Genomic DNA, 23,527 nt, shown 5'->3' on the forward strand with positions numbered 1-23,527 from the left:
AAATTTGCAAAAAGTACAAGTTTGGTCCGTTTTTTGCTAGATATAATTACCGTTAAATAATTATTTTACTACGATAAAATATAGACCGCTATATTGCAAGTGCCTGATAATCTATTGGTAAATTTTTAGGACGTTGAACAATTTTTACGTATCTTTACGTTAATGTAGCTTTACAGCTATTGAAAAGCGAGGTACTTTACCCTTCTTAAAAGGCATACCTAGCAATGTTTCACTAACCAAAAATCGTTTTGAAAAGAAGACAATGTATCATTCTATCAACGCTTTTGTTGTCAAGTTTAGGAGCTGAAGCCGAGGGCTTCAATGAATCCTCATGTATTCGCTTTTGTAATGAGCCACTCCCAGTTTATGAAAGCCAAGTACTCAAGTATTTTCAATCTGCTTTGCTCCACACGGCCAGTATGCCCCTGCATCAAATCAAGCCAAGAGCACAGAAATTCTTTCAGGTCATTGACCCAATTTTAAAACAATATCAAGTTCCGCTGGATTTTAAGTACTTGTGTGTAGTAGAAAGTGCGCTCAACCCTAAGGCCATCTCCCACAAAGGAGCCTATGGCTATTGGCAGTTCATGCCCCACACAGCTCGCGCGATGGGCCTCATTGTTGATGGCCCAAAGGATGAACGCGAAAACCTGGTCAAATCTACCCACGCTGCCTGTCAGTACTTTTTAGACCTTTATCGCCAACTCGGCTCGTGGTCGTTGGTAGCTGCTGCTTACAATGCTGGTCCTACAAAAGTGCGACGGTATTTGTCAGCGCGCGGCAAAACGAGTTATTATAATCTTCGCATCAGCGCCGAAAATCGTCGTTATTTATACCGAGTTTTGGCCGCAAAGGAGCTTTTTACCCGCCCCGAACTGTACAAGTCGGTGATTAGTGAAGAGATGACTCTCCAAAAATTCATCCGACAACATGGACTGGCACTGGGCTTGATTGCCCCTTTAAAAATAAAAGTAAAGTCTCCTAAGACAAACGAGTTTCTCACCGAAGAAACGACGGCTACTTTGGATGAAGGGCTTTTAACAGGTTTTGACGATTTGATTTCGTTATCGTTTAAGCGGAACGGTATCTTCCGTTACACGCCTCCTGAGTCAATCGACGAGTTGGAGTTTGCCCAAAATACTGACTCTAAAACGAATCTGTATTGGTGGAGAGCGCCCCGAGTCAACACTCGCCGACGAAACGATCTGAAAGCTTTATTGGCTGAGGCTCGTAGCAGAGTGGCGCGTACTCCTCAATTAAACTCCAGTTTAGTTTAGTACGCTGTATTTTCAAACAAAAAGCGTCATCTCCTTCGAGATGACGCTTTTTGTTTGAACTAGAAATTTTAATTCTATTAAGCTTGTTTAATCAACTGGATATTGATGTGCAGTTTCACTTCATCGCTTACCACAATTCCGCCCGCTTCAGTAACAGCCGCCCAGTTTAAACCAAATTCTTTACGGTTGACTTTACCAGCAATTTCAAATCCTACTTTCGTATTACCATAAAAATCAACCATTTGCCCACCATACTCGGCAGAAAGGGTTACAGATTTAGTTACACCTCGCATGGTCAAATCGCCAGTCAAAACGTACTCATCATCACTCTTTTTAGTCAATGAGGTAGATACAAATGAAAGCGTAGGAAAATTTTCGGCATCAAAAAAATCGGCACTTTTAAGGTGAGCATCCCGCTGCTCCATGTTGGTATCAATGCTGTTAACATCGGCACTGAACTTTACGGATGCGCCTTCAAAACTATCGCCATCCGTTTCGGCAGATGCTTCAAATGACTTAAAGCTGCCCGTTACGGTCGAAATTACTAAGTGCTTTACTTTAAATTGTACTTCTGAGTGTGTTGGGTCAGCTACCCAAGCAGTTTTTAATGTTGACATTGTCTTATGTAAGTTTTGTGTAAATCAAAAATTGATGACACAAATTTATGTGTATATACATTAAATGTCAAGACATTTTTTAAATATTTTTTTTAGGGCATAAAAAAAGTTGCCAGCAAGGGTTTGCTTACCAGCAACTTCAGGGAGAAACGGCTGCAATCCGTATCAGGTTTATACCATTTCTGTAACGGAGGCTTTAAGAGCCCCCTCAGCTTCTATTTTAGGAATGTAGGTTTTAAAAAAACTTCTAATTTTTAAATAGAGTACCCCCAAAACCGCTTCCTTAAAAATCTTAGTGGACATTTTCGAAACGCCTTTGGTCCGGTCTGTAAAAATGATAGGCACTTCTGTTATTTTATAGCCATATTTCCACGTGTTAAATTTCATTTCGATTTGAAAAGCATAGCCTACAAAACGAATATCGTTTAAGCCAATCCCCTGCAAAACTTCACGCTTATAGCAAATAAAACCAGCGGTGGGGTCCATAATTTCCATCCCCGTTATGAAACGAACGTAGACGCCTGCAAAATAAGACATTAAAACGCGCCCCATCGGCCAATTGACCACATTTACCCCTTTGATATACCGAGAGCCAATGGCCACATCATTTCCATCTTTTGCACAGGCCGTATACAAACGAACCAAATCGTCAGGGTTATGGGAGAAATCAGCGTCCATTTCAAATAAATAACGATATCCTTCTCCAAATGCCCATTGAAATCCATGAATATAAGCAGTACCAAGCCCCTGCTTCCCTTTGCGTTCAAGCAAGTGCAATTGACCAGGATACTCCTGCTGAAGCTCTTTCACTTTCAACGCAGTACCATCAGGAGAACCATCATCTACAACGAGCACGTCAAAAGGGTGAGACAAACTAAATACCTTACGGATAATAGCCTCAATATTTTCAATTTCATTATAGGTAGGAATGACTACAAGATTCTCTTTGAAGATTCCCATATGTTTTTTCGTTTTAAATTAATATTAATTCTATTCAAAAAAGGCATCGAAAAAAGAGCCAACATCAACATGGCAACTATCAGGCCATTTCGTAAGTTCAGCATTATTACCCACAACAACTTCATTTCAACCAAGCGGTGATACGAGCCTGGATAAATAACTATTGTAAAGATAAACGCCGCGGCAAAACAATAAATTATTGTAGGCCGTAAAAAAGGAATAAACGGTAAAAGCCAAATTAAGTATTGCGGAGAAAACACTTTATTACTTACTAAAAACAAAAGTAACACTGCTCCAAAAGCAATCAGCAGCATCTCGGTAGATACGCGATTTTGCTTCTGAAAGAAGAGGTATATTATTCCCAAAACCAATAAATAAGCCACGGGAAATCCCCACGATAATGCTTTTAACAAAGGTCTGGTCAAAGGGGTAACCAGATGAATGGCCCCAAAATTAGCGATTGTTTGTAGAGGAGTTCCAACTATTTTATTCCAAAGCACCAACCATCCTCCTACTAAACTTTCAAGCTGAATACCTCTTACGTGGTGATATTTTAGGAAAGACAATACATCCTCGCCCACCAAAAAATACATTCCAACAATTGTAAATGCAGAAATCACCGACACTCCCCCTAAAAATAGCCCTAAAAATCGGTATTGCTTATTTACAAAATAATAAAAAATGATTGGCGCTACAAAAACAATAGGGTATAGTTTTGCAAAAATACCAACCGCCAACCATACGCCAGAAGCTGTTGGAGACTGCTTTACAACGTAATAAACGACCAGAATAGTTGAAAAAGTTACAAACGCATCATACCTGAATAGAAATATCGGCAAACTGATTACCCATAAAACCCAATAAATTAGGCGTATCTCCTGCACTTTAGATTCTTCTAAAAATGTATTCGCTATTTTAAAAGCAACCCTCCCTGTATAAAAGCCGAAAATAATATTTTGCAGCGCAAAAAAGACCACAAAGCCATCAAAACCAGTATCTCCAATTTGACACAACAATTGGGGAAACAACATAGTAAGAATAGCAAACGGCGGGTATTCCAACCTAAAATCATGGTAAGGAACTAGCCTGTTCACAACTATATTTTTAGAAAGGTCATAGTAAACCTGCAAGTCCCCTAAATGAACCGAAAAATTACGAAGGGTTACCACCACCTCAAAACACACAAACAACCCTACAAAAACAAGTATATTTTTTCTAAACAGGGCTGAATTCATGCCTATTATTTAAGTGGAATCAGTACGATTTTACAGCATTAATAAAGCAACGCACCTTCTCAGGATCAGTGTCAGGATATACTCCATGGCCTAAGTTAGCAATATAACGCTGATTACCAAAGGCCTCCAGCATTTTTCGAACTTCTTTTTCTATTTGACTGAATGAGGAATAAAGCACGCACGGGTCCAGGTTTCCTTGCAACGTTTTGGTAGGAATCAACTGGCGCGACTCCTCAATATCCATATTCCAGTCCAGCCCTACTACTTCGCAACTTAATTCGCCTATTTCCTTACGCGCAAAAAAGGCTCCCTTGGCAAATACTGTGACGGGAACTTCGGTGATTGCGTCACAAATTTGTTTGATATAAGGCAACGAATACTCCCGATACTGCGTCGGCGACAAGATTCCCGCCCAAGAGTCAAATATTTGAACCAAATTTGCTCCCGCCGCAATCTGGGCTTTTAGGTACAAAATAGTACTGTCTGTGATTTTTTGGAGCAATTTATGCGAAAATTCAGGGTCAGCGTAGAGGGCTTTTTTGGCCACTGAAAACGTTTTTGAGCCTTTGCCCTCCGTCATGTAGCAAAAGATAGTAAATGGCGCACCTGCAAAACCAATCAAAGGCACTCGGCCGTTGAGTTCTTTCTTTACAATACGAATGGCCTTCAGCACATACCCTAAATCAGCTTCTGGATCGGCGATTCTCAATTGGTCGATATCGCCCATTGATTTCACCACCTTTGGAAACACTGGCCCGCGTTTTTCTTCCATTTCGTAGGGTAAGCCCATCGCTTCGGGCACAACCAAAATATCGGAAAAAATAATCGCCGCATCTACCCCCAACAAATCTACGGGTTGGATAGTGACTTCGGCGGCCAGTTCTGGCGTAGTGGCAAGTTGAATAAAGCTACCCGCTTTTTCGCGCACGGCACGGTATTCGGCCAATATTCGTCCTGCTTGACGCATCATCCAAACAGGTACACGATCGGTTTTTTCTCCTCGCGCAGCCCGCAGGAGAAGGTCATTTTGTAATAATTCCATACTGCAAATGTACAAAGAAGCTGGTAGTAGGTTGGTGAGATGGGGAGAAATATCAACAACTCTGCCTAAAGAAGCTCGAAAAATTTAAATGTTATTTTACCAAAAGATTTTTTGCAACTTCATGACTGACAAACAACGTACGTACATTGTCAATCAAAACGCTTACTGATTTATCAAAATCGCTGACTTCATTCACTTTCAGTTGACAACCGAGGGTGAGGCCCGCTTTGTCTAAATGCTGCAAAAACGCGGGGGAATGTTCTGATACTCCCGTCATAACCACGGTAGTTCCTTCCACAATTTCCGAAAGTTTACGGTAAATAAAACGGGGCATTTCGCCCGCCGCGTTAGGGATTGGATCGCCGTGGGGGTCAAACTTGGGATACCCCAAAAAAGCGTCTAATTTTTCAATCAGGCGCTCCGAGCGTATATGCTCTAGTTCTTCGGCAATCACGTGTACTTCGTCCCAGCCAAACTGAAGTTTTTCGGCCAAAAAAACCTCCCAAAGACGGTGCTTCCGAATGACCAGCAACGCAAGCCGCTCACCTTCTTCGGTCAAGGTGACACCTCGGTATTTTTGATAATTGATCAATCCTTTCTCTGCCAACCGCTTAAGCATGTCTGAAACCGACGCCGCTCGCGTATTGGTACTGTCGGCCAGAGCGTTGGTTGAGACACCTTCCTTAGCCCCGATTGACAGGTAAAAGATGGTCTTGAGGTAATTTTCTTCCGTGAATGAATACAAGACTTTACATTTTGTTTCAACAAAAAAACAAAATTTAGCTCACTTTTCTGCACTCAGCATTTCAATATCTCTGATAAAGCCTTGAATTTCAGTGAAAAATACTTGACAACTTTCATCAAAAAAGAAAATTTAGAAACGATAAATAAAAAATTTAGACCAATCTAAAAAAAATATTTGAAAACCCTTATATTTGTATTGTCTATTATTAACAAGCCATGAAAACACCTCGGTGGCACAGCTATTTTGAGTACTAAATGCTGTGCCGCCACAAAACGAACGAAAACAATGAAATTAATACTGTCTACCCAAAATATGCCTCTCGACCGCCAATCTCTTTCTGAAACCAACGCGAGCATTGCCGTACACACAAAAGGCAGTTTTTGGAAAAAAATGTCGGCCTACATTGGGCCAGGTTTAATGGTTGCCGTTGGATATATGGACCCCGGAAACTGGGCGACCGACATCGCAGGAGGAGCGCGCTTTGGCTACACGCTATTGTCCGTTATTCTGATATCCAATCTCTTTGCCATGCTTCTGCAACATTTATCGCTCAAGCTGGGTATTGCCACTGGTATGGATTTGGCGCAGGCTTGCCGCGCTTATTTTCCCAAAAAAGTAGCCCTCGTTTTGTGGGCCTTGGCCGAAATAGCCATTACGGCCTGTGATTTGGCCGAAGTTTTAGGCTCCGCTATTGCCCTCAATTTGCTATTTCATATTCCTTTATCGGTGGGAGTAGTCATTACTACGTTGGATGTATTGCTGATTTTATATTTTCAGAATAAAGGGTTCCGAATCATTGAAAGCATTGTGGGTGGGCTGATTGGCGTCGTATTGATGTGTTTTGTGTACGAAGTCATCGTTTCTCACCCCGAATGGAGCCAAGTAGCGGGTGGATTGATTCCGCAAAAAGAAGTGATTACTAACCCCGGGATGTTGTACGTAGCCATTGGTATTTTGGGCGCTACGGTGATGCCGCATAACTTATATTTACACTCTAGCATTATCCAAACCCGCGCCTACGCACGCACGGATGAAGGGCGCAAATCGGCCATTCGTTATGCCACTATCGACTCAACGGCATCGCTTGGCATTGCGTTTTTTATCAACGCAGCCATTTTGATTTTGGCGGCGGCTACTTTTCATACCAGTGGAAACCAACAAGTAGCCGACATTACCGACGCCCATCACCTCCTCGACCCGCTTCTGGGCAGTCGATGGGCCAGCGTATTGTTTGCCGTGGCTTTGTTGGCCGCCGGACAAAACGCCACCATCACGGGCACCATGGCGGGGCAGATTGTGATGGAAGGTTTTTTGAATCTGCAAATGAAACCGTGGCTTCGCCAACTCATCACTCGGCTGATTGCAATTGTTCCCGCGCTGTTTGTTGCTATCCAATACGGCGAACATGGCACGAGCGAACTGCTTGTTTTCAGTCAAGTAATTCTCTCCATCCAATTGAGCTTTGCCGTGATTCCCCTGATTATTTTCACCAACAAACGCGACTGGATGGGTCGTTTTGTCAACTCTCGTTTACTTTCTACGGTTAGTTGGGTGATTGCCGCCATCATTGTAGTGCTGAATCTATATTTATTGATAGATACTTTCACTTAGGACCCGTTTTGCGTAAAAGACATACGTTTAACGTGCCTAAAGCTTAGCTCAACTACCAAAATACCTTAAAAAATACCTGAATTCCGGTATTGTGGCCTACTATATAAACACAGATATTTGCACCGACAAAGCCGATTTCAAATAGATAAAAAAATACCTATTAACAGCCTTCTATTTTTGACTTTTCCAGCACTTATCTATCTCGCCATGAAAAAAAAACCTTTTGTTTCATTGGTGTTGGCCTCTATTTTAACCGAATTTATTGCCTGCACCTCCAACATTGACCTGTCTATTATCAATTCCGACGCTCCATTGATTGAGGCTATCAAAGCAGAAAATAGCTGGTTGGGATTGAGCAATGTAGGAAACACCACCATCCGCGTAAGACCTGATACGGAGGTATTGCCCGAAAAACCCGCGAAAGCGCCCGATTTGAGTAAAATTCAGAAAGAAGCGGGTAAGTTTCGACTGGTCTCGGTGGGCGGGGCACTGTCGGCGGGATTTCGTGACGGTGGCCTGTATCGAGAAGGGCAACTGACTGCCTTCCCTAATTTGGTTGCTCGACAAATGGGCGTATCGTTTGTGCAACCGCTGTTTTCGGAGGCAGAAGGCAATGGTACGGGTTACAAGACCGTGGCGGGCACAGCAGGACCCTTGGTAAAATTCAACATGGTAACCAATAATCTAGGGGTAATTCAGCGCAACGGGGAAACGGCCTACACGGATTTTGGAGATAAAGACAAAGTGGAAATCGATCAGATGGCTTTTCCGGAGATACCAAAAGGATTACAATATTACCACTTAATCAATCCAAAAAACAAGAGTTATAAATATATTGACCAGGTGGTAAATGAAGCAATAAAAAGTAGACACAATACCCCTTCAAGATGGGTAGAGGCACAAAATGCTGATTTATTTATTATCGAACTTGGATCGGATGACACTTACTTTGCCATATCAGCAGGGGGTGGTTCCATTTCAGGCAGTCAGGGTTTAGTGGCAACCTCACCTGAATTCCTTTTGATAAAATCTTTAACCGATAAGAAAAATAAAGCAGTGCTCCTCAATGTCCCTAACTTACTTGAAGTTCCTTACTTTCAACAAATTAGTGAAGAAAAAATTAAAAAGTCCGGACTTGAGCTGTTAATACAGACAAACTTGGGTTCAAATAATTATCGGCCTTATAATGCTTCCGTTGACAGAATAATCATTAATGATAAAACCGGCCAATTGTTTAATGGAGGAATAAAGGGAGTTGTAAAATTACAGGATGAAGATGTTATTTCGGAAGCTTATTCAGATCCTGAGATTACGATGGTATCTCCTGAAAGTTATAACACCTTCGAAATAGAACGCCAAGCGCAATTGCTTAATTTACCTGTAGTTGATATATACAGCCTTTATAAACGGATTTTGGCAGGTAATTATGTCACAGATGATGGAGTCGCTGTGAGCCCGGCTTGGCCTAAAAACGGTAATTTCTTCTCAGCAGATGGCATTTACCCTACGGCTTTCGGGCAGGCCGTCATTGCCAATGAGGTCATCAAAACCCTCAATCGGCATTACGGCTTGGAAATACCGCTTCTCCAAACCCGCTTTTTTGTAGGAAAATAAAAATAGGCCGTAATCTTTTCCTTCTTCCAACTTTTCAAACCCGTAATCGCCAACCGATTACGGGTTTTTAATTGCTTCTCCCCGATTATTGCATCAATAAGATGCCCGATTTCTCCATTCAGCAAAGCACAGGACAGTGTAGAAATCGACTTATCTTTCCTTTATTCCTTAAATCAATCTATTGTTACACCCCATGAAATATTTGTTCGGCTTATTGTGGTTCTTTTCGACGATTGCATTCGCCCAAACTTCTCCTCTGCGCGTAGAGCAGCCGCGCGTCGAATATAAAACCAACCCCATCGGTATTGATGTAGCGTTGCCGCGCTTTAGCTGGAAACTCATTTCGTCGCAGCGCAATACGATGCAAAAATCGTATCAATTACAAGTCGCCAAAGACGCAAAATTCTCCAAAAAATCAACGATTTGGAATTCAGGCGACATCCCTTCTGACGCCTCTCATCTGGTTGATTACCAAGGCCCAACCCTGCAATCTCGGCAACGGTATTTTTGGAAAGTAAAAGTGACGGATAACTTAGGAAATGTTGCAGAATCGGCGGTGCAGTATTTTGAAATGGGACTTATGAATTCCGCTGATTGGCAAGCCCAGTGGATTGAACCCGAAAAAGAAGGCTTTGACGTTAAAAAACAGCAGCCCGCACCTCTCATTCGCAAAGAATTTACCACTAAATCCAAAGGAAAAATAGCATCCGCCCGGCTATACTTAACGGGTCGTGGACTCCCCGAAATGTACATCAACGGGCAGCGCGTAGGCCAAGACGTACTTGTACCTGGCTGGACGGCCTACCAAGCGCGTATTCAGTATTTTACGTATGATGTGACCAATCAAGTACAATCGGGCAAAAACGCCATTGGCGCAATGCTCGGCGATGGCTGGTACCGTGGAAATTTGGTGTGGGAAAACAACCGCAATCTTTGGGGAACGCGGGTGGCGCTGCTGGCGCAACTCGTTGTAAAGTACACCGACGGCAGCGAACAAATCATCGGAACGGATGAATCATGGAAAGCAACTACCGACGGGCCCATCCGCGAAAATGACCTTTATAACGGCGAAACCTACGACGCTCGCCTCGAAAAAAACGGCTGGGCATCCGTAGGTTTTGACGCGTCGACTTGGTGGAATGTAAAACTCGGCAACTACCCCAAAGATAATTTAGTGGCTCCCGCTGGTCCACCCGTACGTAGAATTGAAGAAATCAAACCCCTCAAAATCTTCAAAACACCCGCGGGAGAAACCGTACTTGATTTTGGACAAAACATGGTTGGGTGGGTAAAAATAAAGGTAAAAGGTGACGCAGGAACCAAAATCCGCGTGACCCACGCCGAAGTGCTTGACCAAAAAGGCAACTTTTATACCGCCAATCTCCGCCATGCCAAATGTGAGTTGAATTATACCCTCAAAGGCGGGGTTAATGAAACCTACGAACCCCATTTTACCTTTATGGGCTTTCGCTACGTACGGCTAGAAGGATGGCCTGGCGAGCCCGCCCCAGATGATGTTACGGGCGTCGTGATTCATTCAGACGTTCCTATTTCGGGAACTTTCGAATCTTCCAAACCACTTGTTAATCAACTTCATAAAAACATTGTATGGAGTCAGCGTGGCAATTTTGTCGATGTTCCTACCGATTGTCCTCAACGCGATGAACGTCTCGGTTGGACTGGCGACGCTCAGGCTTTTGCGCGTACGGCTACTTTCAACCGAGAAGTGGCGAGCTTCTTTACAAAATGGCTCCGCGACGTAGCCATTGACCAAAAGCCCAATGGCGGAGTGCCGCACATTGTCCCTGATTTGCTCCAACGCGATAATCCTGATGGTATCAAATCATCAGCAGGTTGGGCCGACGTAGCCACCATCGTACCGTGGACGATGTATGAAGTATACGGCGACCGTCGTTTGCTCGAAACCCAGTACGAAAGCATGAAAAAGTGGGTAGAGTATATCCGCAAAAATGCGGGGGATAAATTGCTTTGGAGCAACGGTGAACATTTCGGCGATTGGCTTTCGTATCGCGGAAATGCTCAAATAGGCGAACCCGTAACCGACAATGATTTTATCGCAACGGCTTTTTTTGCGCATTCGGCTCACTTGACCTCCAAAGCTGCCCTAGCCCTCGGAAAAGCCACCGATGCCGTGCTGTACGGGGAATTGTACAATAATATTAAAAAAGCATTTCTTGAGGAATATATGTCGCCAAGCGGTCGATTGGTGTGTAATACCCAAACTGCCTATGTATTGGCATTGCATTTTGACCTGCTGCCCGAAAACATGCGCCCCCAAGCCGCTGAACGGCTGGTGCAGGACATCAAAAACCACGGCAATCACCTCACAACAGGGTTTTTAGGCACCCCCTACCTCTGTCATGTTCTTACACGTTTCGGTAAAAATGAAATCGCTTATGCGTTGTTGAATCAAGAAACCTACCCTTCGTGGCTCTATCCCGTCAAGATGGGAGCAACCACGATTTGGGAGCGCTGGGACGGCATCAAACCAGACGGCAGTTTTCAGGATGTGAGCATGAATTCTTACAATCACTACGCTTACGGAGCCATCGGCGACTGGATGTATAGAAATATACTGGGCATCGACTTGATAGACAACGGTTTCAAAAAATTCCTGATTGCCCCCAAACCCGGCGGCGGTTTTACGTATGCAAAAGGGTCGTACGAAAGCCCTTACGGAACCATTTCGTCGGCATGGGAACAAAAAGACGGAAAAACAACGCTGAAAGTAAGCGTGCCTGCCAACTCAAAAGCCCTTATTTTACTACCTAACGCGAGCGTTGACAAGGTAAATCAGGCCGCAAAATCGCAAAGTCTTAAAGTAACAGCCCAAGGCATTGAAGCGGGCTCTGGAGAGTATGTATTTGAATGGTAATGTTAGTTCGGCCTTGGCAAGTTTTAACTACTTGCCAAGGCATTTTATGGATTATTTCTTCTCTTGTTCTTTCTCCTTTTTGTTAAAGATTTTCTGGATCAGATTCCGCTTATCTTCTTTGTCTACATCTTTTAGTGAATTTAAGCTGATTTGATTATCAACACTCGGTACGAGTGCCCGGATAAAAGCATTCCGGAGCAGTTCAAAAATGGCATCAATGGTTTTAGTGCGTGGATTTTCGAAACTTCCTTCAATGGCTACTTTGGTAGCCACCTGGTCTTTTTTAGGATTTTCCAGCACTTTGGTCACTCCGTCGGCTAGTCCTTCCCACAATTTCTGAAAGAATGCATCCTTTCTATCTTCTGGTCCGAGCACATCCAATTCTTTGATGATGGGTTTTACATACCCCTTAAATTTCCCGTCTTGGGCCGCGAATTCAGTATAAAGCCCAAAATTTCCTTTATTGACGTCAAAATGCCCGTACACCTTGAAAAAATCATTCAGCAATACCAAATTTGAATTCTTGATTTCGGCGTTTAAATCAAAAGTTGGCTCTTCGGCCAAAGGGTTCAATTTCATATTCAGCACCATCTCACCTGTGTAAGCCACGGCCCGGGCGCTCACGGTTGCGGGCAGGCTGTTGGAATTATCATCCGCGTTGGTCAAGTTTTGGGCCAGCATATACGTCTTCGTTAGAAAAACGTCCAATTTGGGCGTAGAATTGGGATTTATATAATGAATACTCCCATTTTTAATCTCAAATTTGTTGACTTTAAGCGGCATGAAGTCCTTCAGCAGTTTCCGAAAATCATTGCTATCTTTCTGAACATCATCCAACTCGGTTTTGTCTTTGGTAAATATCAGTGTGGGCGAATCAAACACCAACTGACCAACCAACGACCCTTTCAATAAAGGTGCCCATTCAATAGACAACTCAATATTCTGGGTTTTAAAAAACTCCGTTTGACGCTTTGACTTTTCGTCAAGCTTATTCAAATACATTTCGTTGATTTGATACGCTCCTCGGTAGATTGACAAATCAATGTCATCAATATGCCCATAGTAGTCGGGCATGGTTGCCAAGCTTTTGTTGGCATAACGAAGAATAAAGAACGGAAGCAGAAGCCGAATCAGCATTAAAACGCCGACGGCAATGGTTATTATTCTGATTTTTTTATTTCTGAAAGGATTTCCAAAGGCCATTGAATAAGTCGGTTAGGTGTGAACATTGTAGAATATTCACACCTAAAAAACCATGCCCGTTGTGGCGTTTTATCTAAAACCCTTCTTTTTCCTCTTCTTTCTCTTTTTTCTTAGCAGGGACTTTGGCGGGGGTCTGCGCTACTTTTGCCCCTGGCTTAGCTTTCGGGTCAGTTGGCTTAGCGGCCGTTTTGGTATCCTTAGCCGTTGAAGTTTTCGTGTCTTTCTTTCCTTTCGCAGGGGTGGCTTTATCGGCTACTTTTGTATCGGCTTCCTCCGCTATTTCTTCTTCGGGCTCCGTCTCTTCTACTTTAGGTTCTTTGGTTTTGGCTGGAGCAACGGCCGCAGTTTTGTTTCCGCCGCTAGGAGCGGCTTTGGCAGGAGTACCCTTGGCGGGTGTCTTGGTATCTTTGGCCAATGTAGGCTTTTTAGGTCTTGGGCGGTACATTGACATGAACCGGCTCACAAACATATCGCGTTCTTCTAGCCCAATCGGTAGCACGGTTGACTCTTTTTTATCGCGAGATTTGACCGTAATAAAATCATTCACTTCCTGAACCGAAGACACCATCGCCAATTTCCCCTGTTGCCAGTCAAAGTAATACCAAACATCTTCCGACGACTCGATATAAATACTCACTTCATCGCCCCGGGCGTTTTTACGGATTTCAACCATACCTTCCAACTCCGCATTTATGTCGGTGTTTCCAAGGTTTGACACCCCGATTTTGCCCACACTATAAAACGCATTTTGCGGTGCCGACCACCTCAAATCAACGTTTGATAATACCAACGACGCATTAAATTTGGGCGATGCATCAAACAGCGGCTTATACGCCGCCGCCGTACGAGCAATGTAGCTATCGGTAGCTTTTCGGCCGATTAAGGCGGTCAACTTCGCCCCTAAACGTTCAAAATCGGGCTCTGCGGGATCGCTGTTTTGTTCATCCAAATTCGTTTGAACAATATTCTCCGCCGCTTTGGTGATAATCTCCCGATTGGCGGGAAAATTCATTGAAAGCAACGTATTAAAACGATAGGAAGTGCTGTCAATGTTTGTTTGCACACTTCCCGACGCCAAAATCATCTCTTCTCCTTCTTTCTCGCTCCGTTCGTTAATCAAGTTAAGTTTTCCCAGATAACTGATGGTCCCTTTGGCATCATTGAAGGTGTACGCATTTTCTTCATCCACCAACTCATCCGCTGATTTTGTCTCGGGAATAATTTTAAATAATTTGCTCTTCGCATCAAACCGCAACAGCCCCTGCGCTTCAAAAATAGTCTGGTCATTTCGGGCTTCTTTGGGCGATAAAAACGTACTGTATAACCCATCGGCCCCCGCCCGATAGTGTAATCCGACCGAAATCGGCAAATCAGACTCATTTTTGAGGGCTGGCGTTACTTTTAGCGCCACATCTTTGGTCGGTGTTTCTTTGAACGGAATCCAAGATGCGACCAAGTCGGGCCGTTTTTTTATAATGGGCTTGATGTAGCCGTCAAATTGCAAGTTCGGCTCTGGGGCCAACATCGTCATGCCGCCTTTGTACTGCAACCTCGGTCCCACCACAAAATTATCGGTCTCCACAATCTCTGCCCGGGCAACGGTCGAAAATACCTTTGTTTTATTCTGCGGAGCGCGGGTACTGGTTGAGGCCGAAGCCGTTGCTATCTGGCGCAAATCAAAATTGCCCATTTTTACGGGAATGGTGTCATTGGTTACCGTGGCATATAAGTAGGTGGCATCGCCCGAGAATTTAGTGCGGGACACAATCTGGATATTTCCGTTTTTCAGGCGGTGGTATTCATTCAACGTATCAAGGACCAAACGTGCATTTTTAAATGCTGTCATTTCTCCGTTGCGACGCACCACCACCAAGCCCTTGTCAGGTAGCACCTTGGCATCAGCAGCTTTGATAAACGGTACACCTCCGATGTTGAGCGTCATTTTTTCAATCTCATACAATGCCGACGAGCCGTTGAAGGTCAAGCCTTCTTGTTCGGGTGCGGTCGCCGTAAAGGTCGACGTAGCCACATCACCTTTCATCGCAATGGTTTTGGCATTAATATTCCATTGCGCGCGGTTGATAGACGTTCGATACGAGGCAAACGGAAATTCCATCAATGTGTTTTCTAACGAATTTTTGTTCGTAGAAATCCCCACCAATCCTTTCACGATGTTGAAATCAATGTCCACATTTTGCCCTAACAATACTGGCCGGGTGGCGTTGGTGGCGGAGATAATTTTATACTGCGACTCGCCCGCCAAAAACCCTTCTTTGTTAAATTTAATGTCCTGAGAAGTGAGCTCAGAGTCATCTCGACGCAGAAGACCCTTGCCGTACAATCCCGTAGAGCGCAGTACAATACGTCCGTCTAACTTGGTGGTAGCGTTGTAAAAATTAAAGGTATTCCCCTTGGTAGTCAGCGACATACTATCAGCTTTGGGCATCCAGCGTAAGCTATAATTGCGTAGTTCTACTTTAGGAAAATAGGCTTTGCCAATGGTCGCTTCTTTGATTTCTGCCTCCGCTCCGCTCGCAATCAACGAATCAGACATAAATAGCATGGCTTGGGTCGGAATCCGCGCACTCAGGTGGGCAATTTCGCCCTGCGAGCGGAGTCCTTGCTTATCCATTACCAGTTCTTTTGTAAACTTGACGGTGGTATTGGAACCGTAGACTTTATAACCAGCCGCGGGAGGCGTGTAGTTGAAACCTAATGAATTGTCGGGCATAGACCGCAGTTGTGCCTGAAACGGCGGAAAAATCCCGCCCGAATTGAAGGTCCCGATAAACACAATGTCCTGCGTACCGAGGCTGTCATAATCCAGTGAAGGAATTTTGAAAAAGACTTTTTTATCGTAGGCTAGCTCTCCCCGATCGGGTTGGTCAAAATAAACCGTCATGCCTTCAGGCACACTCAGGCGCGGGAATACCGAATTTTTCTTACCTCCTGATTTGTTCCCAGGGTCATTTAGGTAGATTCTCCCTGATTTTTCGTACACAATATCACCACCCACTTCGGTCGAACTTCCTTTATCATAGGCTTCTTTGGGGATATACGTAATCTTATCAATTTTGTTCAAGTCCACAAAAAACTTGTCGTAATTAAACATCAAATCACGCCCATTGAACCTAAAGTTGGCTGACATCAGCAAGCCATTCATCATAAAATCCCGATTCTTATAGACTTTGATTTGCTTGTCTGACGGAATCGCCACGATTTTCAGGGAATCACTAATGGTAAATTTCTCAACCCCCCGAATCGTTAACACATTGTCTTTAAGGTCGATAGAAGCATTGGCAGTGGTACTGTTGGCGGGATAGAGCGACGACACCAGAAAGTTGTCAAAGTCGGTTTGTTTGTTATTGGCCAACACATACAAAAGTCCTTTGCTCGCCATTCGGTACAGCCCCGTCTTGGGCTCAATGGCCAAGTACCCATCGGCATTCAACTGACTGAATGCCGTACGCAGCGCCCCGGGGTCACGCTTGTAAAACAGCGCGATATCTTCGGCAAAAAAGGTCGGTGTTTTTTGTTTGGAAATATAGTTGGCTACCATCAGCAACGGATGAAAACCGTACTGCTCGCTCATGGCCCGAAAACGCTCTGGCTTGAAAAAACTAAAGGATTCAAAACGGACAGGAACGACATTTTTGCCCGCAATGACCGAAAACTCAATTTCATTTTTCACAAAACTCCAGCGTACCATTTCGGCGTCGATGTACATTTTGTGATAAGAATCAGTAAAAAGGGTATTTTGATACCCCGTTCGCTCGGCTTTTTGAACCTTCACCAGCCCTTCTGAGTCGTTGTAAGAAAGTCGAATGGCGGGGTGATACAAAGAATCTTTATCGCCTAAATAAGTTGCAAAACTTGCCAACGGCGACGTAATGAGGGAGTCGGCAAATTCAAACCGACGGCTCGTTGATTTAAACGCTGTTTTGTTGCCGTTGCTGATAATAAGCGTTGACGGCTCCTGACTTAACGAACCGCTCGACAGTTTCAAACCCACCAACGACACGCCGCCTTTGTAGCGCATATTTTTGCTCAGTCCTTTCAACTGCGCGTCGTTCTGATAAGACACAAACCGTGGATACGGCGACGGCTGACCCTTGGGCCGCCGCTTGCTTTCGTACTCAAAAAGTCCATCAACGGGTTGGGCGAGCTTGGCTGCGTAATTCAGTTTAGCGTCGTCGGTCATGATTTTTGGCAAGCCTACGTTAAAACTATACCCCCCAAATGTGACGTACACATCCGGCGTGCCCGCCATCTCCCAGGTCATTTTCCCGCCTTTTCCGAGCCAAATTCCTTCTCTGACCGCCAGCTGCCCGTTGGTTTGGGTGATGGGAACGGAGTCATTGGCCGTGGTCATGACCAAATTTACATTTTTGAATTCAATAAGCGCACCCGTAACGGTGGGCAAAGGCTTTTTTTCGTAAGCGGTGGCGCTGCTGAGCAACCCCGTCGAATCGGCAGTCACACTTCCCCATCCGTCATTGGCAGCGACAGGTTTGGTCGGGTCGGTGGCTTTGGCGGCATCGGCCGCCGCATCCACAAAGCGAAAGCTGAACGTACCCTCGAAGGCAAACAAACGGTTAAAATTTGAAAGATAAATCAGGCGATTTTCAAACAGGTTTCGCGCCGTTTCGAAATATTTAAGCGCGCTTTTGGTATCGTAAGTTTCCACCACTTGCGTAGCCACGGTCAAGTAATTATCAACTTCGGCGGGGTTGGCGTAGGTGCCGTTAAAGGCCGCATTGATGCCGCTAAAAAACTGCTCAAAATGCGGCATAGCAGGTTTGTAGCCTTTGGCCACCATCCGCCGCGAGAGCGCAATGATACTTTTTTGGTGGTTTTGCGTCAAACGGCTGTCTAACCACAGCGTTTCTAGGTTCTTAGCCGCTTTGACATACGCCGGACTGCCACTCATCGCCATCATTTTTTGCGCATCGGCCATAAACTGGGCGGGGTCTTCCGAGAGCTTTACCACTTGGGCTTGCACACGCACCCCAACCAACAGCACCGAGACTAAAAATATATGTTGAAACTGTTTCATGTACAGGCTTTTTGCTAACATTCTAAAGTAACGTTCAAAGCGTTACAATCATTTTAACAACGACGGTTTTTACGTTTTTTTTTCGACCGCTCCCTTCAAAATTAGCAAAAAGCGGCAGTATCGTCAAAGTGAACGCTACTGCCGCTGCTCAGAAAACAATTTCCTACTTTTACTTCACAATCATAAACTTGCGGGTTATGGTTCGTTTATCTGCCTCAAAACGCAGTAGATACGCCCCATTGGGCTGATGCGACAGGTCCGTTTGGTCCCGCTGCCAACCCCCTTCGCCCACCAGCGTCTTCTGCATAATGACACCGCCGGTGAGATGCATGAATTGCAGCCTCGCTTCTTACCCTTTTTCCAAATAACACCCAAGTATTACCCTTTCGTTAATACATTAAAAAGCGGTGGCACTCTTTCAAAATAAATTCTCTATAAAATAATTAGACTACATAGATTGCTTATATCTTTTTTAATGCTGCGCTGTCTTCATGTAAGTATTTGGGTTGGTATTTTTAAGCGAATAGTCGCCCCCCCATAGACTAAAAATAAAACGTAAAATATTACTGTATTTTTCATAGTGGCAGTTGGTTAATCAATTTTTTCAATTTTATCAATTACAATATGAGGAAAAGGATCTGCGGTAAGTGTAGGGCATCCACCACAGTCAAATATTCTTCCCCAAATGCGGTATTTAAAAGGCTGGGGCTTTCCTCGTACATAGGTATTCTCATAAGTGGCAAACTTTTCAACTTGAAAGGGGCAAATAAGAGGCCCATCTCCTCCTTCTATGATAAACCCGGCATTTTGGTATAAATCAGCGCGGGCATTTTTCACGGTTTTCATGTACTTATAGCGTTGATCTTCGGGTCCACAGGAAGTGGGGTCTTTTTTTCCACAGCTCACGCTCATCAGCAGCACAGCGGCGGCGTAGAGCAGGGGTTTTACGAATCGTTTCATGTTCATACGTTTTTTAAAGGGTTAAACTTTTCTTTTTGAGGGTGCTTCATAGGCAAAAGGGGGGGGTGAGGTGGATAAATGGGTAAAAGGGATATGGATAGCTTTTATAGTTTGTTTAGGGGAGGTTAGCGGAACCTGTTTTTATAGTATTTTTAATATATAACTATTTGAATATTAGGATTTTATACTATAAATAAAGGTTGGCGGTGAGAACACCATCAAGGGCGAATAGGCTTTGCTATATCTATTTCCAATCCATCTATGATTCTACCGTGCGCAATGTTCAAAACATTGTTCTGAGAATGTAAGCTAAACTCTGCGCCCTCAACGGGTATATTTTTATAGTGTAATTGAAACCGTTGGTGCTTGATTTGTTTATTGTCGGTTTCCTCTTTGAGAGCCTTAAAATCGTAGTGCTGCCCAAGGCCAAGACTACCGGCATAATCCTTGAAGAAAGTATTTGGATTGAGTTTGGCCTCTTTTTTGAACGCTATCCAGCCATTTTCGGTAGCTCGCGTAGTGAGATTTTTAAACGCTTGGTTGTCTTCACGCAGGTATTTGGGAGTATATTGAGAATTGCCCTGTTGTGCAAATAGCCCCCCCCCCCAATAGACTAAACAGATTGTAGTTAAGATTAGTAGCTTTTTCATGGTAAAGATTCTTTAAAAAAGTTTAACGGACTAATTCTGCTTTTTCGATGCTTAATTCATACAAATAGCTTGTATTTAACGAATAAGTAGTTTGACCTTTATTCAGATACACTTTTCCTGACACACGAATCTGGGCTTTGGTAATAGGAGTAGCTGATAAGCCTTTCAATTTTTCAAGGCCCAATTCACACAAAAAGCCTCCCAAAGTTTTCCCATTAATCTTTATACCGGAACCCCACAAATAGGGAAAAATACTATCAGAGATGGCCGAAATCGATATTAATTCGTCTTTGAGTTCGGTTATAAATTCATATCTAATCCCAGGTGTAGTCCTACAGCAGTTGCCATTGGAACTTTCGCAGTCAAGTTCCGGGCGGAGCGCAAAACGGTCAATCGGGGTCTGTTCCTTCTTACAGCTCACGCTCATCAGCAGCGCAGCGGCGGCGTAGAGCAGGGGTTTTAACAATCGTTTCATGTTTCTGTTGTTTTAAGGGTTAAATATTTCATTTTGAGGATGCTTCATAGGCAAAATGAGGGGTTTTAAGGTGGATAAATGGATAAAAGGGATATGGATAGCTTTTATGGTCTTTCTTTAGGAGGTTATCAAAACCTGTTTCATAATCTTTTTTATACTATATCTATTTGAATATCAAAGCTTTATGCCGTAAGTAAGGCCTGGCGGTGAGAACACCACCAAGGGCGAATTAATTTTGCAAATAGCAGTGTTCCGTCGGGCAATTTAGTTTCTCCTTCTTTAAAATCGTCGAAAGATAGTTTCTTATCGGCTAATGCGATTTCAAGGGCACGTCGTTCTGTTATGGGCTTAGATACATCGGTATCAATCCCCTCTACGATTCGCCCGTGGGCGGTTTGAAGCGTGCCATCCTCAAAAGTATGCAGTGAAAACTCCATCCCTTCGACGGGGATATTTTTATAATGAAGCTGAAAACGTTGGTGAAGTCGCTCTTTTTCATCCCTTTGTTCATTAAGGGCCTTAAAATCGTAGTGTTGGCTGAGGCCGAGGCTATTGGCGTAGTCTTTGAAGAAAGATTGGGGATTGATTTTAGCCTCCTTTTTGAACTCTATCCATCCATTTTCGGAGACCCGCGTAGTCATCTCCTTAAATGATTTGTCATCTTCACGCAGATACTTGGGCCGGTCTTTTTGCGCTATTAGTCGCCCCCCCCCATAGACTAAACATATCAAAAATATTAAAATCTTTTTCATTGTGGTATGTAGGTTTAACAGGTTCTTACTTTACTTCCTCTACTTTTTCAACATTGATCATGTAAACCGGTAAACCAGCAAATGACCGTGCATCTAAAGATTGATATATTTTACCCCAAACTCTATATTTATACGGTGGTGGAGTATTTGTACCAAAAGTTGAGGTATGTTTTAATTTGCTTACATCAAATGCATTAACATCACAAACAATAATATCGCGCATTGGAGTATTTGCCTCCGATGAAAAATTGAAACCGCCATTTCTTGAAAAATCAGCGGGAGCATTTTCTACCTGTTGAATGAATTTGAATCTGCCGGCTTGCACAGAGCCGCAGCAAGTACCGTCGTCACAGTCTAAATTAGGTTCTTCTTTCTTACAACTCACGCTCATCAGCAGCACAGCGGCGGCGTAGAGAGTCCAAAGTCTCCTAGGGCTTGATTTTCTTGCTGGATTATTCATGTTTTTAATGGTTTAAGTGATAAAACGATTGATAGCGTGAAAAAAAACATTTTTAATGGCTCCATAAATGTGATGGTTTGAGGGTGAAAAAATAACTTTTGGTTCATCAAAAAACAGAGCGTTTCAAACGGGGAGTAAATTCAAAAAAGCGGTGGCGATGAGAACACCGCCAAAGGCAAATAACAAATAACGGTGAGCCGAGCGAAAAGAACAATACCGGAATTCCGGTAATTTTTATGGATGCTGGTAAAAAACCGCTTGCCAAACATACCTCACAGGCAAGCCAAAGTCAATAGCTACTGAGAAAAGTTCAAAACCCACATTAGGGAAAAATAACGGATAGGAATAAAGCCAGAAAGGGATACAAAAGCACCGCGAAATCACATTAAAGCCCGGTGAATCCTACCAAACTACGAGTGAACTCAACAGGTAATGAAGCAAAAAATATACCTGAGCGCCTTCTTAACGGAAATCGCTATACGTCAAAAGACTCATCAAAAATTCTTATTCTTTACCGTCTTACACCATGTCTTTTTTGTTTTCTAGCGCAAAAAACAATGATACTTTTTATCCGATTTTTCGTCAAAAAAACTACCCTGCTTTCACATTTTCCCTATTTGAATCAACGCCCATGTCTGAAGATTTTCTGTATTTTCTGTGGCAATTTCAGTATTTCCAAAAAACCAACCTGCAAACCGTTACGGGCGAGGCACTTCAGATTTTGGCCGTGGGGCTGCGCAATACCAATGCAGGGCCCGATTTTCTGAACGGACGCGTGCTCATCGACGGCTTGGAATGGGTAGGTAACGTCGAAATGCACCTGCGCAGCTCAGATTGGCACCGTCATACCCACACGCACGACCGCGCCTACGACAGCGTTATCCTGCACGTAGTCTGGGAAAACGACGCCGTCATTGCCCGCCCCGATGGTTCATTGGTGCCTACACTCGCACTCAAACCGCTGACGTCTTTGTTGTTACTTCAAAAATACCATTCGCTCATCGACAACCACGAGATGATTCCGTGCGCCGGTCAATTTGAACATGTACCCGAACTCCAAAAACGCTCCATGCTCGACCGCGCCCTCCTCCAACGCCTCCAACGCAAGGCGGCCACCGTGCATGAAATGCTGATGCGAAATCAGCAAGATTGGGAGGAAACCACTTATCAGTTGTTGGCCCAAAACTTTGGCTTTAAAATCAACGCCGAACCGATGCTTAGATTGGCGCAGGGACTACCCCTCAAAGTCTTGCAAAAACACCGCGACAATCGCACACAACTGGAGGCCATGTTGTTGGGCCAATCGGGCTTGCTTTCCAACGCGCAAGATTCGGACGACTATTCTCTGATGTTAGAACGTGAATATAGTTTTTTATCGGCCAAGTACGGCCTTAATTCTCACCAACTCCGCCTGCACGAATGGAAATTTTTACGTTTGCGTCCCGCCAATTTTCCAACGGTGCGCCTTGCCCAATTGGCCACCCTAATTCAACAACAAACAAGCTTTTTTTCGTTGTTCATTCATGCCGAAAACGTTGAACAATTGAGTAGGCTGCTACGCGTTGAGCAATCGGCCTATTGGCAAAAACATTATTTGTTTCAGAAAGAGGCGTCGGCAAAAGTAGCCCTATTAGGCAAATCATCGGTTGAAAATATCGTCATTAATACCGTCATTCCGCTTTTAGTGGCTTATTCGGAAGCCCGCGACAATCGCGTTTTTTTGGATAAAGCGATGGACTTTTTAGAACAACTCCCTACCGAAAAAAACCACATAACGGAGGTCTGGGCAGCGTTGGGGCAAACCACGAAGACAGCGTTTGATTCGCAAGGGGTTATTGAACTTTACACGCATTTTTGCCAACCCAAACAGTGTTTAAATTGCACGATTGGCACATCTCTTTTGCGTCACACCTAACCGTTTGATAATTACTTTTGACACGAAGAAACGATAATGTCTGCTTTTTTGTATTTTTA

The 23,527-nt window shown here is 43.9% G+C and carries 18 protein-coding genes; 5 read left to right on the forward strand and 13 right to left on the reverse strand.

Annotation, left to right across the window (positions count from 1 at the left end; all coding sequences use genetic code 11):
- The first annotated feature begins 248 nt into the window (after positions 1-248).
- Positions 249-1,277, forward strand: a complete 1,029-nt coding sequence (locus DR864_RS16115; RefSeq protein WP_162793880.1) for a lytic transglycosylase domain-containing protein — start codon at positions 249-251, stop codon at positions 1,275-1,277.
- Between the two features lie 77 nt (positions 1,278-1,354).
- Here the strand turns inward: DR864_RS16115 and DR864_RS16120 are convergent, their stop codons facing one another.
- From DR864_RS16120 to DR864_RS16140, 5 genes are all read right to left on the reverse strand, one after another.
- Positions 1,355-1,894: a YceI family protein gene (locus DR864_RS16120; protein ID WP_114067952.1), complete on the reverse strand. Its 540-nt coding sequence runs from the start codon at positions 1,892-1,894 to the stop codon at positions 1,355-1,357.
- Between the two features lie 171 nt (positions 1,895-2,065).
- Entirely contained in the window at positions 2,066-2,854 is a 789-nt protein-coding gene (locus DR864_RS16125; protein WP_114067953.1) for a polyprenol monophosphomannose synthase, read from the reverse strand.
- The gene (locus DR864_RS16130; RefSeq protein WP_162793882.1) at positions 2,827-4,089 is read right to left on the reverse strand and encodes a glycosyltransferase family protein; all 1,263 of its coding nucleotides are present in this window, start codon (positions 4,087-4,089) and stop codon (positions 2,827-2,829) included. The genes DR864_RS16125 and DR864_RS16130 overlap by 28 nt, the downstream gene beginning before the upstream one ends.
- 19 nt (positions 4,090-4,108) lie before the next feature.
- A complete protein-coding gene (gene hemE / locus DR864_RS16135; RefSeq protein WP_114067955.1) occupies positions 4,109-5,131 on the reverse strand; it encodes a uroporphyrinogen decarboxylase in 1,023 nt (340 codons plus the stop codon).
- 91 nt (positions 5,132-5,222) lie between these two features.
- Positions 5,223-5,876: a metal-dependent transcriptional regulator gene (locus tag DR864_RS16140; protein ID WP_114067956.1), complete on the reverse strand. Its 654-nt coding sequence runs from the start codon at positions 5,874-5,876 to the stop codon at positions 5,223-5,225.
- Between the two features lie 285 nt (positions 5,877-6,161).
- On the opposite strand from DR864_RS16140, the gene DR864_RS16145 reads away from it, so the two are divergent.
- The 3 genes from DR864_RS16145 (at position 6,162) to DR864_RS16155 (ending at position 11,997) form a co-directional block, all read left to right on the forward strand.
- Entirely contained in the window at positions 6,162-7,487 is a 1,326-nt protein-coding gene (locus tag DR864_RS16145) for an Nramp family divalent metal transporter (RefSeq protein ID WP_114067957.1), read from the forward strand.
- A 207-nt stretch (positions 7,488-7,694) separates the two neighbouring features.
- On the forward strand, positions 7,695-9,101 hold the full coding sequence (locus tag DR864_RS16150) for an SGNH/GDSL hydrolase family protein (RefSeq protein ID WP_114067958.1): 1,407 nt from the start codon (positions 7,695-7,697) through the stop codon (positions 9,099-9,101).
- Positions 9,102-9,294: 193 nt separating this feature from the next.
- Positions 9,295-11,997, forward strand: coding sequence for a family 78 glycoside hydrolase catalytic domain (locus DR864_RS16155; protein ID WP_114067959.1), 2,703 nt, complete (start codon positions 9,295-9,297; stop codon positions 11,995-11,997).
- 51 nt (positions 11,998-12,048) lie between these two features.
- On the opposite strand, the gene DR864_RS16160 is transcribed toward DR864_RS16155, so the two are convergent.
- The 8 genes from DR864_RS16160 to DR864_RS16195 form a co-directional block, all read right to left on the reverse strand.
- Positions 12,049-13,200: an AsmA family protein gene (locus DR864_RS16160; protein WP_114067960.1), complete on the reverse strand. Its 1,152-nt coding sequence runs from the start codon at positions 13,198-13,200 to the stop codon at positions 12,049-12,051.
- A gap of 73 nt (positions 13,201-13,273) precedes the next feature.
- The gene (locus DR864_RS16165) at positions 13,274-18,256 is read right to left on the reverse strand and encodes a hypothetical protein (RefSeq protein WP_162793884.1); all 4,983 of its coding nucleotides are present in this window, start codon (positions 18,254-18,256) and stop codon (positions 13,274-13,276) included.
- Positions 18,257-18,425: 169 nt separating this feature from the next.
- The gene (locus DR864_RS16170) at positions 18,426-18,587 is read right to left on the reverse strand and encodes a T9SS type A sorting domain-containing protein (RefSeq protein ID WP_114067962.1); all 162 of its coding nucleotides are present in this window, start codon (positions 18,585-18,587) and stop codon (positions 18,426-18,428) included.
- Positions 18,588-18,847: 260 nt separating this feature from the next.
- Positions 18,848-19,216 carry a hypothetical protein gene (locus DR864_RS16175; RefSeq protein ID WP_162793888.1) on the reverse strand — a complete coding sequence of 123 codons (369 nt, stop codon included), beginning with the start codon at positions 19,214-19,216 and terminating at the stop codon, positions 18,848-18,850.
- A 218-nt stretch (positions 19,217-19,434) separates the two neighbouring features.
- Positions 19,435-19,866, reverse strand: coding sequence for a hypothetical protein (locus DR864_RS16180; RefSeq protein WP_114067964.1), 432 nt, complete (start codon positions 19,864-19,866; stop codon positions 19,435-19,437).
- 22 nt (positions 19,867-19,888) lie between these two features.
- Positions 19,889-20,341 (reverse strand): hypothetical protein, encoded by a 453-nt coding sequence (locus DR864_RS16185; protein WP_114067965.1) that lies wholly within the window; start codon positions 20,339-20,341, stop codon positions 19,889-19,891.
- A gap of 182 nt (positions 20,342-20,523) precedes the next feature.
- Entirely contained in the window at positions 20,524-21,093 is a 570-nt protein-coding gene (locus DR864_RS16190) for a hypothetical protein (RefSeq protein ID WP_114067966.1), read from the reverse strand.
- A gap of 25 nt (positions 21,094-21,118) precedes the next feature.
- Positions 21,119-21,553 (reverse strand): hypothetical protein, encoded by a 435-nt coding sequence (locus DR864_RS16195; RefSeq protein ID WP_114067967.1) that lies wholly within the window; start codon positions 21,551-21,553, stop codon positions 21,119-21,121.
- Between the two features lie 631 nt (positions 21,554-22,184).
- Here DR864_RS16195 and DR864_RS16200 point away from each other — a divergent pair.
- Positions 22,185-23,468 (forward strand): DUF2851 family protein, encoded by a 1,284-nt coding sequence (locus DR864_RS16200; protein WP_114070313.1) that lies wholly within the window; start codon positions 22,185-22,187, stop codon positions 23,466-23,468.
- Positions 23,469-23,527 lie beyond the last annotated feature (59 nt).

Origin of the sequence: Runella rosea, assembly GCF_003325355.1 — a bacterium.
GTDB lineage: Bacteria > Bacteroidota > Bacteroidia > Cytophagales > Spirosomataceae > Runella > Runella rosea.

Bases quoted from the DNA above. Each gene is read 5' to 3' on its own strand.
- DR864_RS16120 (WP_114067952.1), bottom strand. From the start codon at position 1,894: ATGTCAACATTAAAAACTGCTTGGGTAGCTGACCCAACACACTCAGAA.
- DR864_RS16160 (WP_114067960.1), bottom strand. From the start codon at position 13,200: ATGGCCTTTGGAAATCCTTTCAGAAATAAAAAAATCAGAATAATAACC.
- DR864_RS16155 (WP_114067959.1), top strand. From the start codon at position 9,295: ATGAAATATTTGTTCGGCTTATTGTGGTTCTTTTCGACGATTGCATTC.
- DR864_RS16125 (WP_114067953.1), bottom strand. From the start codon at position 2,854: ATGGGAATCTTCAAAGAGAATCTTGTAGTCATTCCTACCTATAATGAA.
- DR864_RS16200 (WP_114070313.1), top strand. From the start codon at position 22,185: ATGTCTGAAGATTTTCTGTATTTTCTGTGGCAATTTCAGTATTTCCAA.
- DR864_RS16150 (WP_114067958.1), top strand. From the start codon at position 7,695: ATGAAAAAAAAACCTTTTGTTTCATTGGTGTTGGCCTCTATTTTAACC.
- DR864_RS16145 (WP_114067957.1), top strand. From the start codon at position 6,162: ATGAAATTAATACTGTCTACCCAAAATATGCCTCTCGACCGCCAATCT.
- DR864_RS16195 (WP_114067967.1), bottom strand. From the start codon at position 21,553: ATGAATAATCCAGCAAGAAAATCAAGCCCTAGGAGACTTTGGACTCTC.
- DR864_RS16185 (WP_114067965.1), bottom strand. From the start codon at position 20,341: ATGAAACGATTGTTAAAACCCCTGCTCTACGCCGCCGCTGCGCTGCTG.
- DR864_RS16130 (WP_162793882.1), bottom strand. From the start codon at position 4,089: ATGAATTCAGCCCTGTTTAGAAAAAATATACTTGTTTTTGTAGGGTTG.
- DR864_RS16180 (WP_114067964.1), bottom strand. From the start codon at position 19,866: ATGAAAAAGCTACTAATCTTAACTACAATCTGTTTAGTCTATTGGGGG.
- hemE (WP_114067955.1), bottom strand. From the start codon at position 5,131: ATGGAATTATTACAAAATGACCTTCTCCTGCGGGCTGCGCGAGGAGAA.
- DR864_RS16190 (WP_114067966.1), bottom strand. From the start codon at position 21,093: ATGAAAAAGATTTTAATATTTTTGATATGTTTAGTCTATGGGGGGGGG.
- DR864_RS16165 (WP_162793884.1), bottom strand. From the start codon at position 18,256: ATGAAACAGTTTCAACATATATTTTTAGTCTCGGTGCTGTTGGTTGGG.
- DR864_RS16175 (WP_162793888.1), bottom strand. From the start codon at position 19,216: ATGAAACGATTCGTAAAACCCCTGCTCTACGCCGCCGCTGTGCTGCTG.
- DR864_RS16170 (WP_114067962.1), bottom strand. From the start codon at position 18,587: ATGCATCTCACCGGCGGTGTCATTATGCAGAAGACGCTGGTGGGCGAA.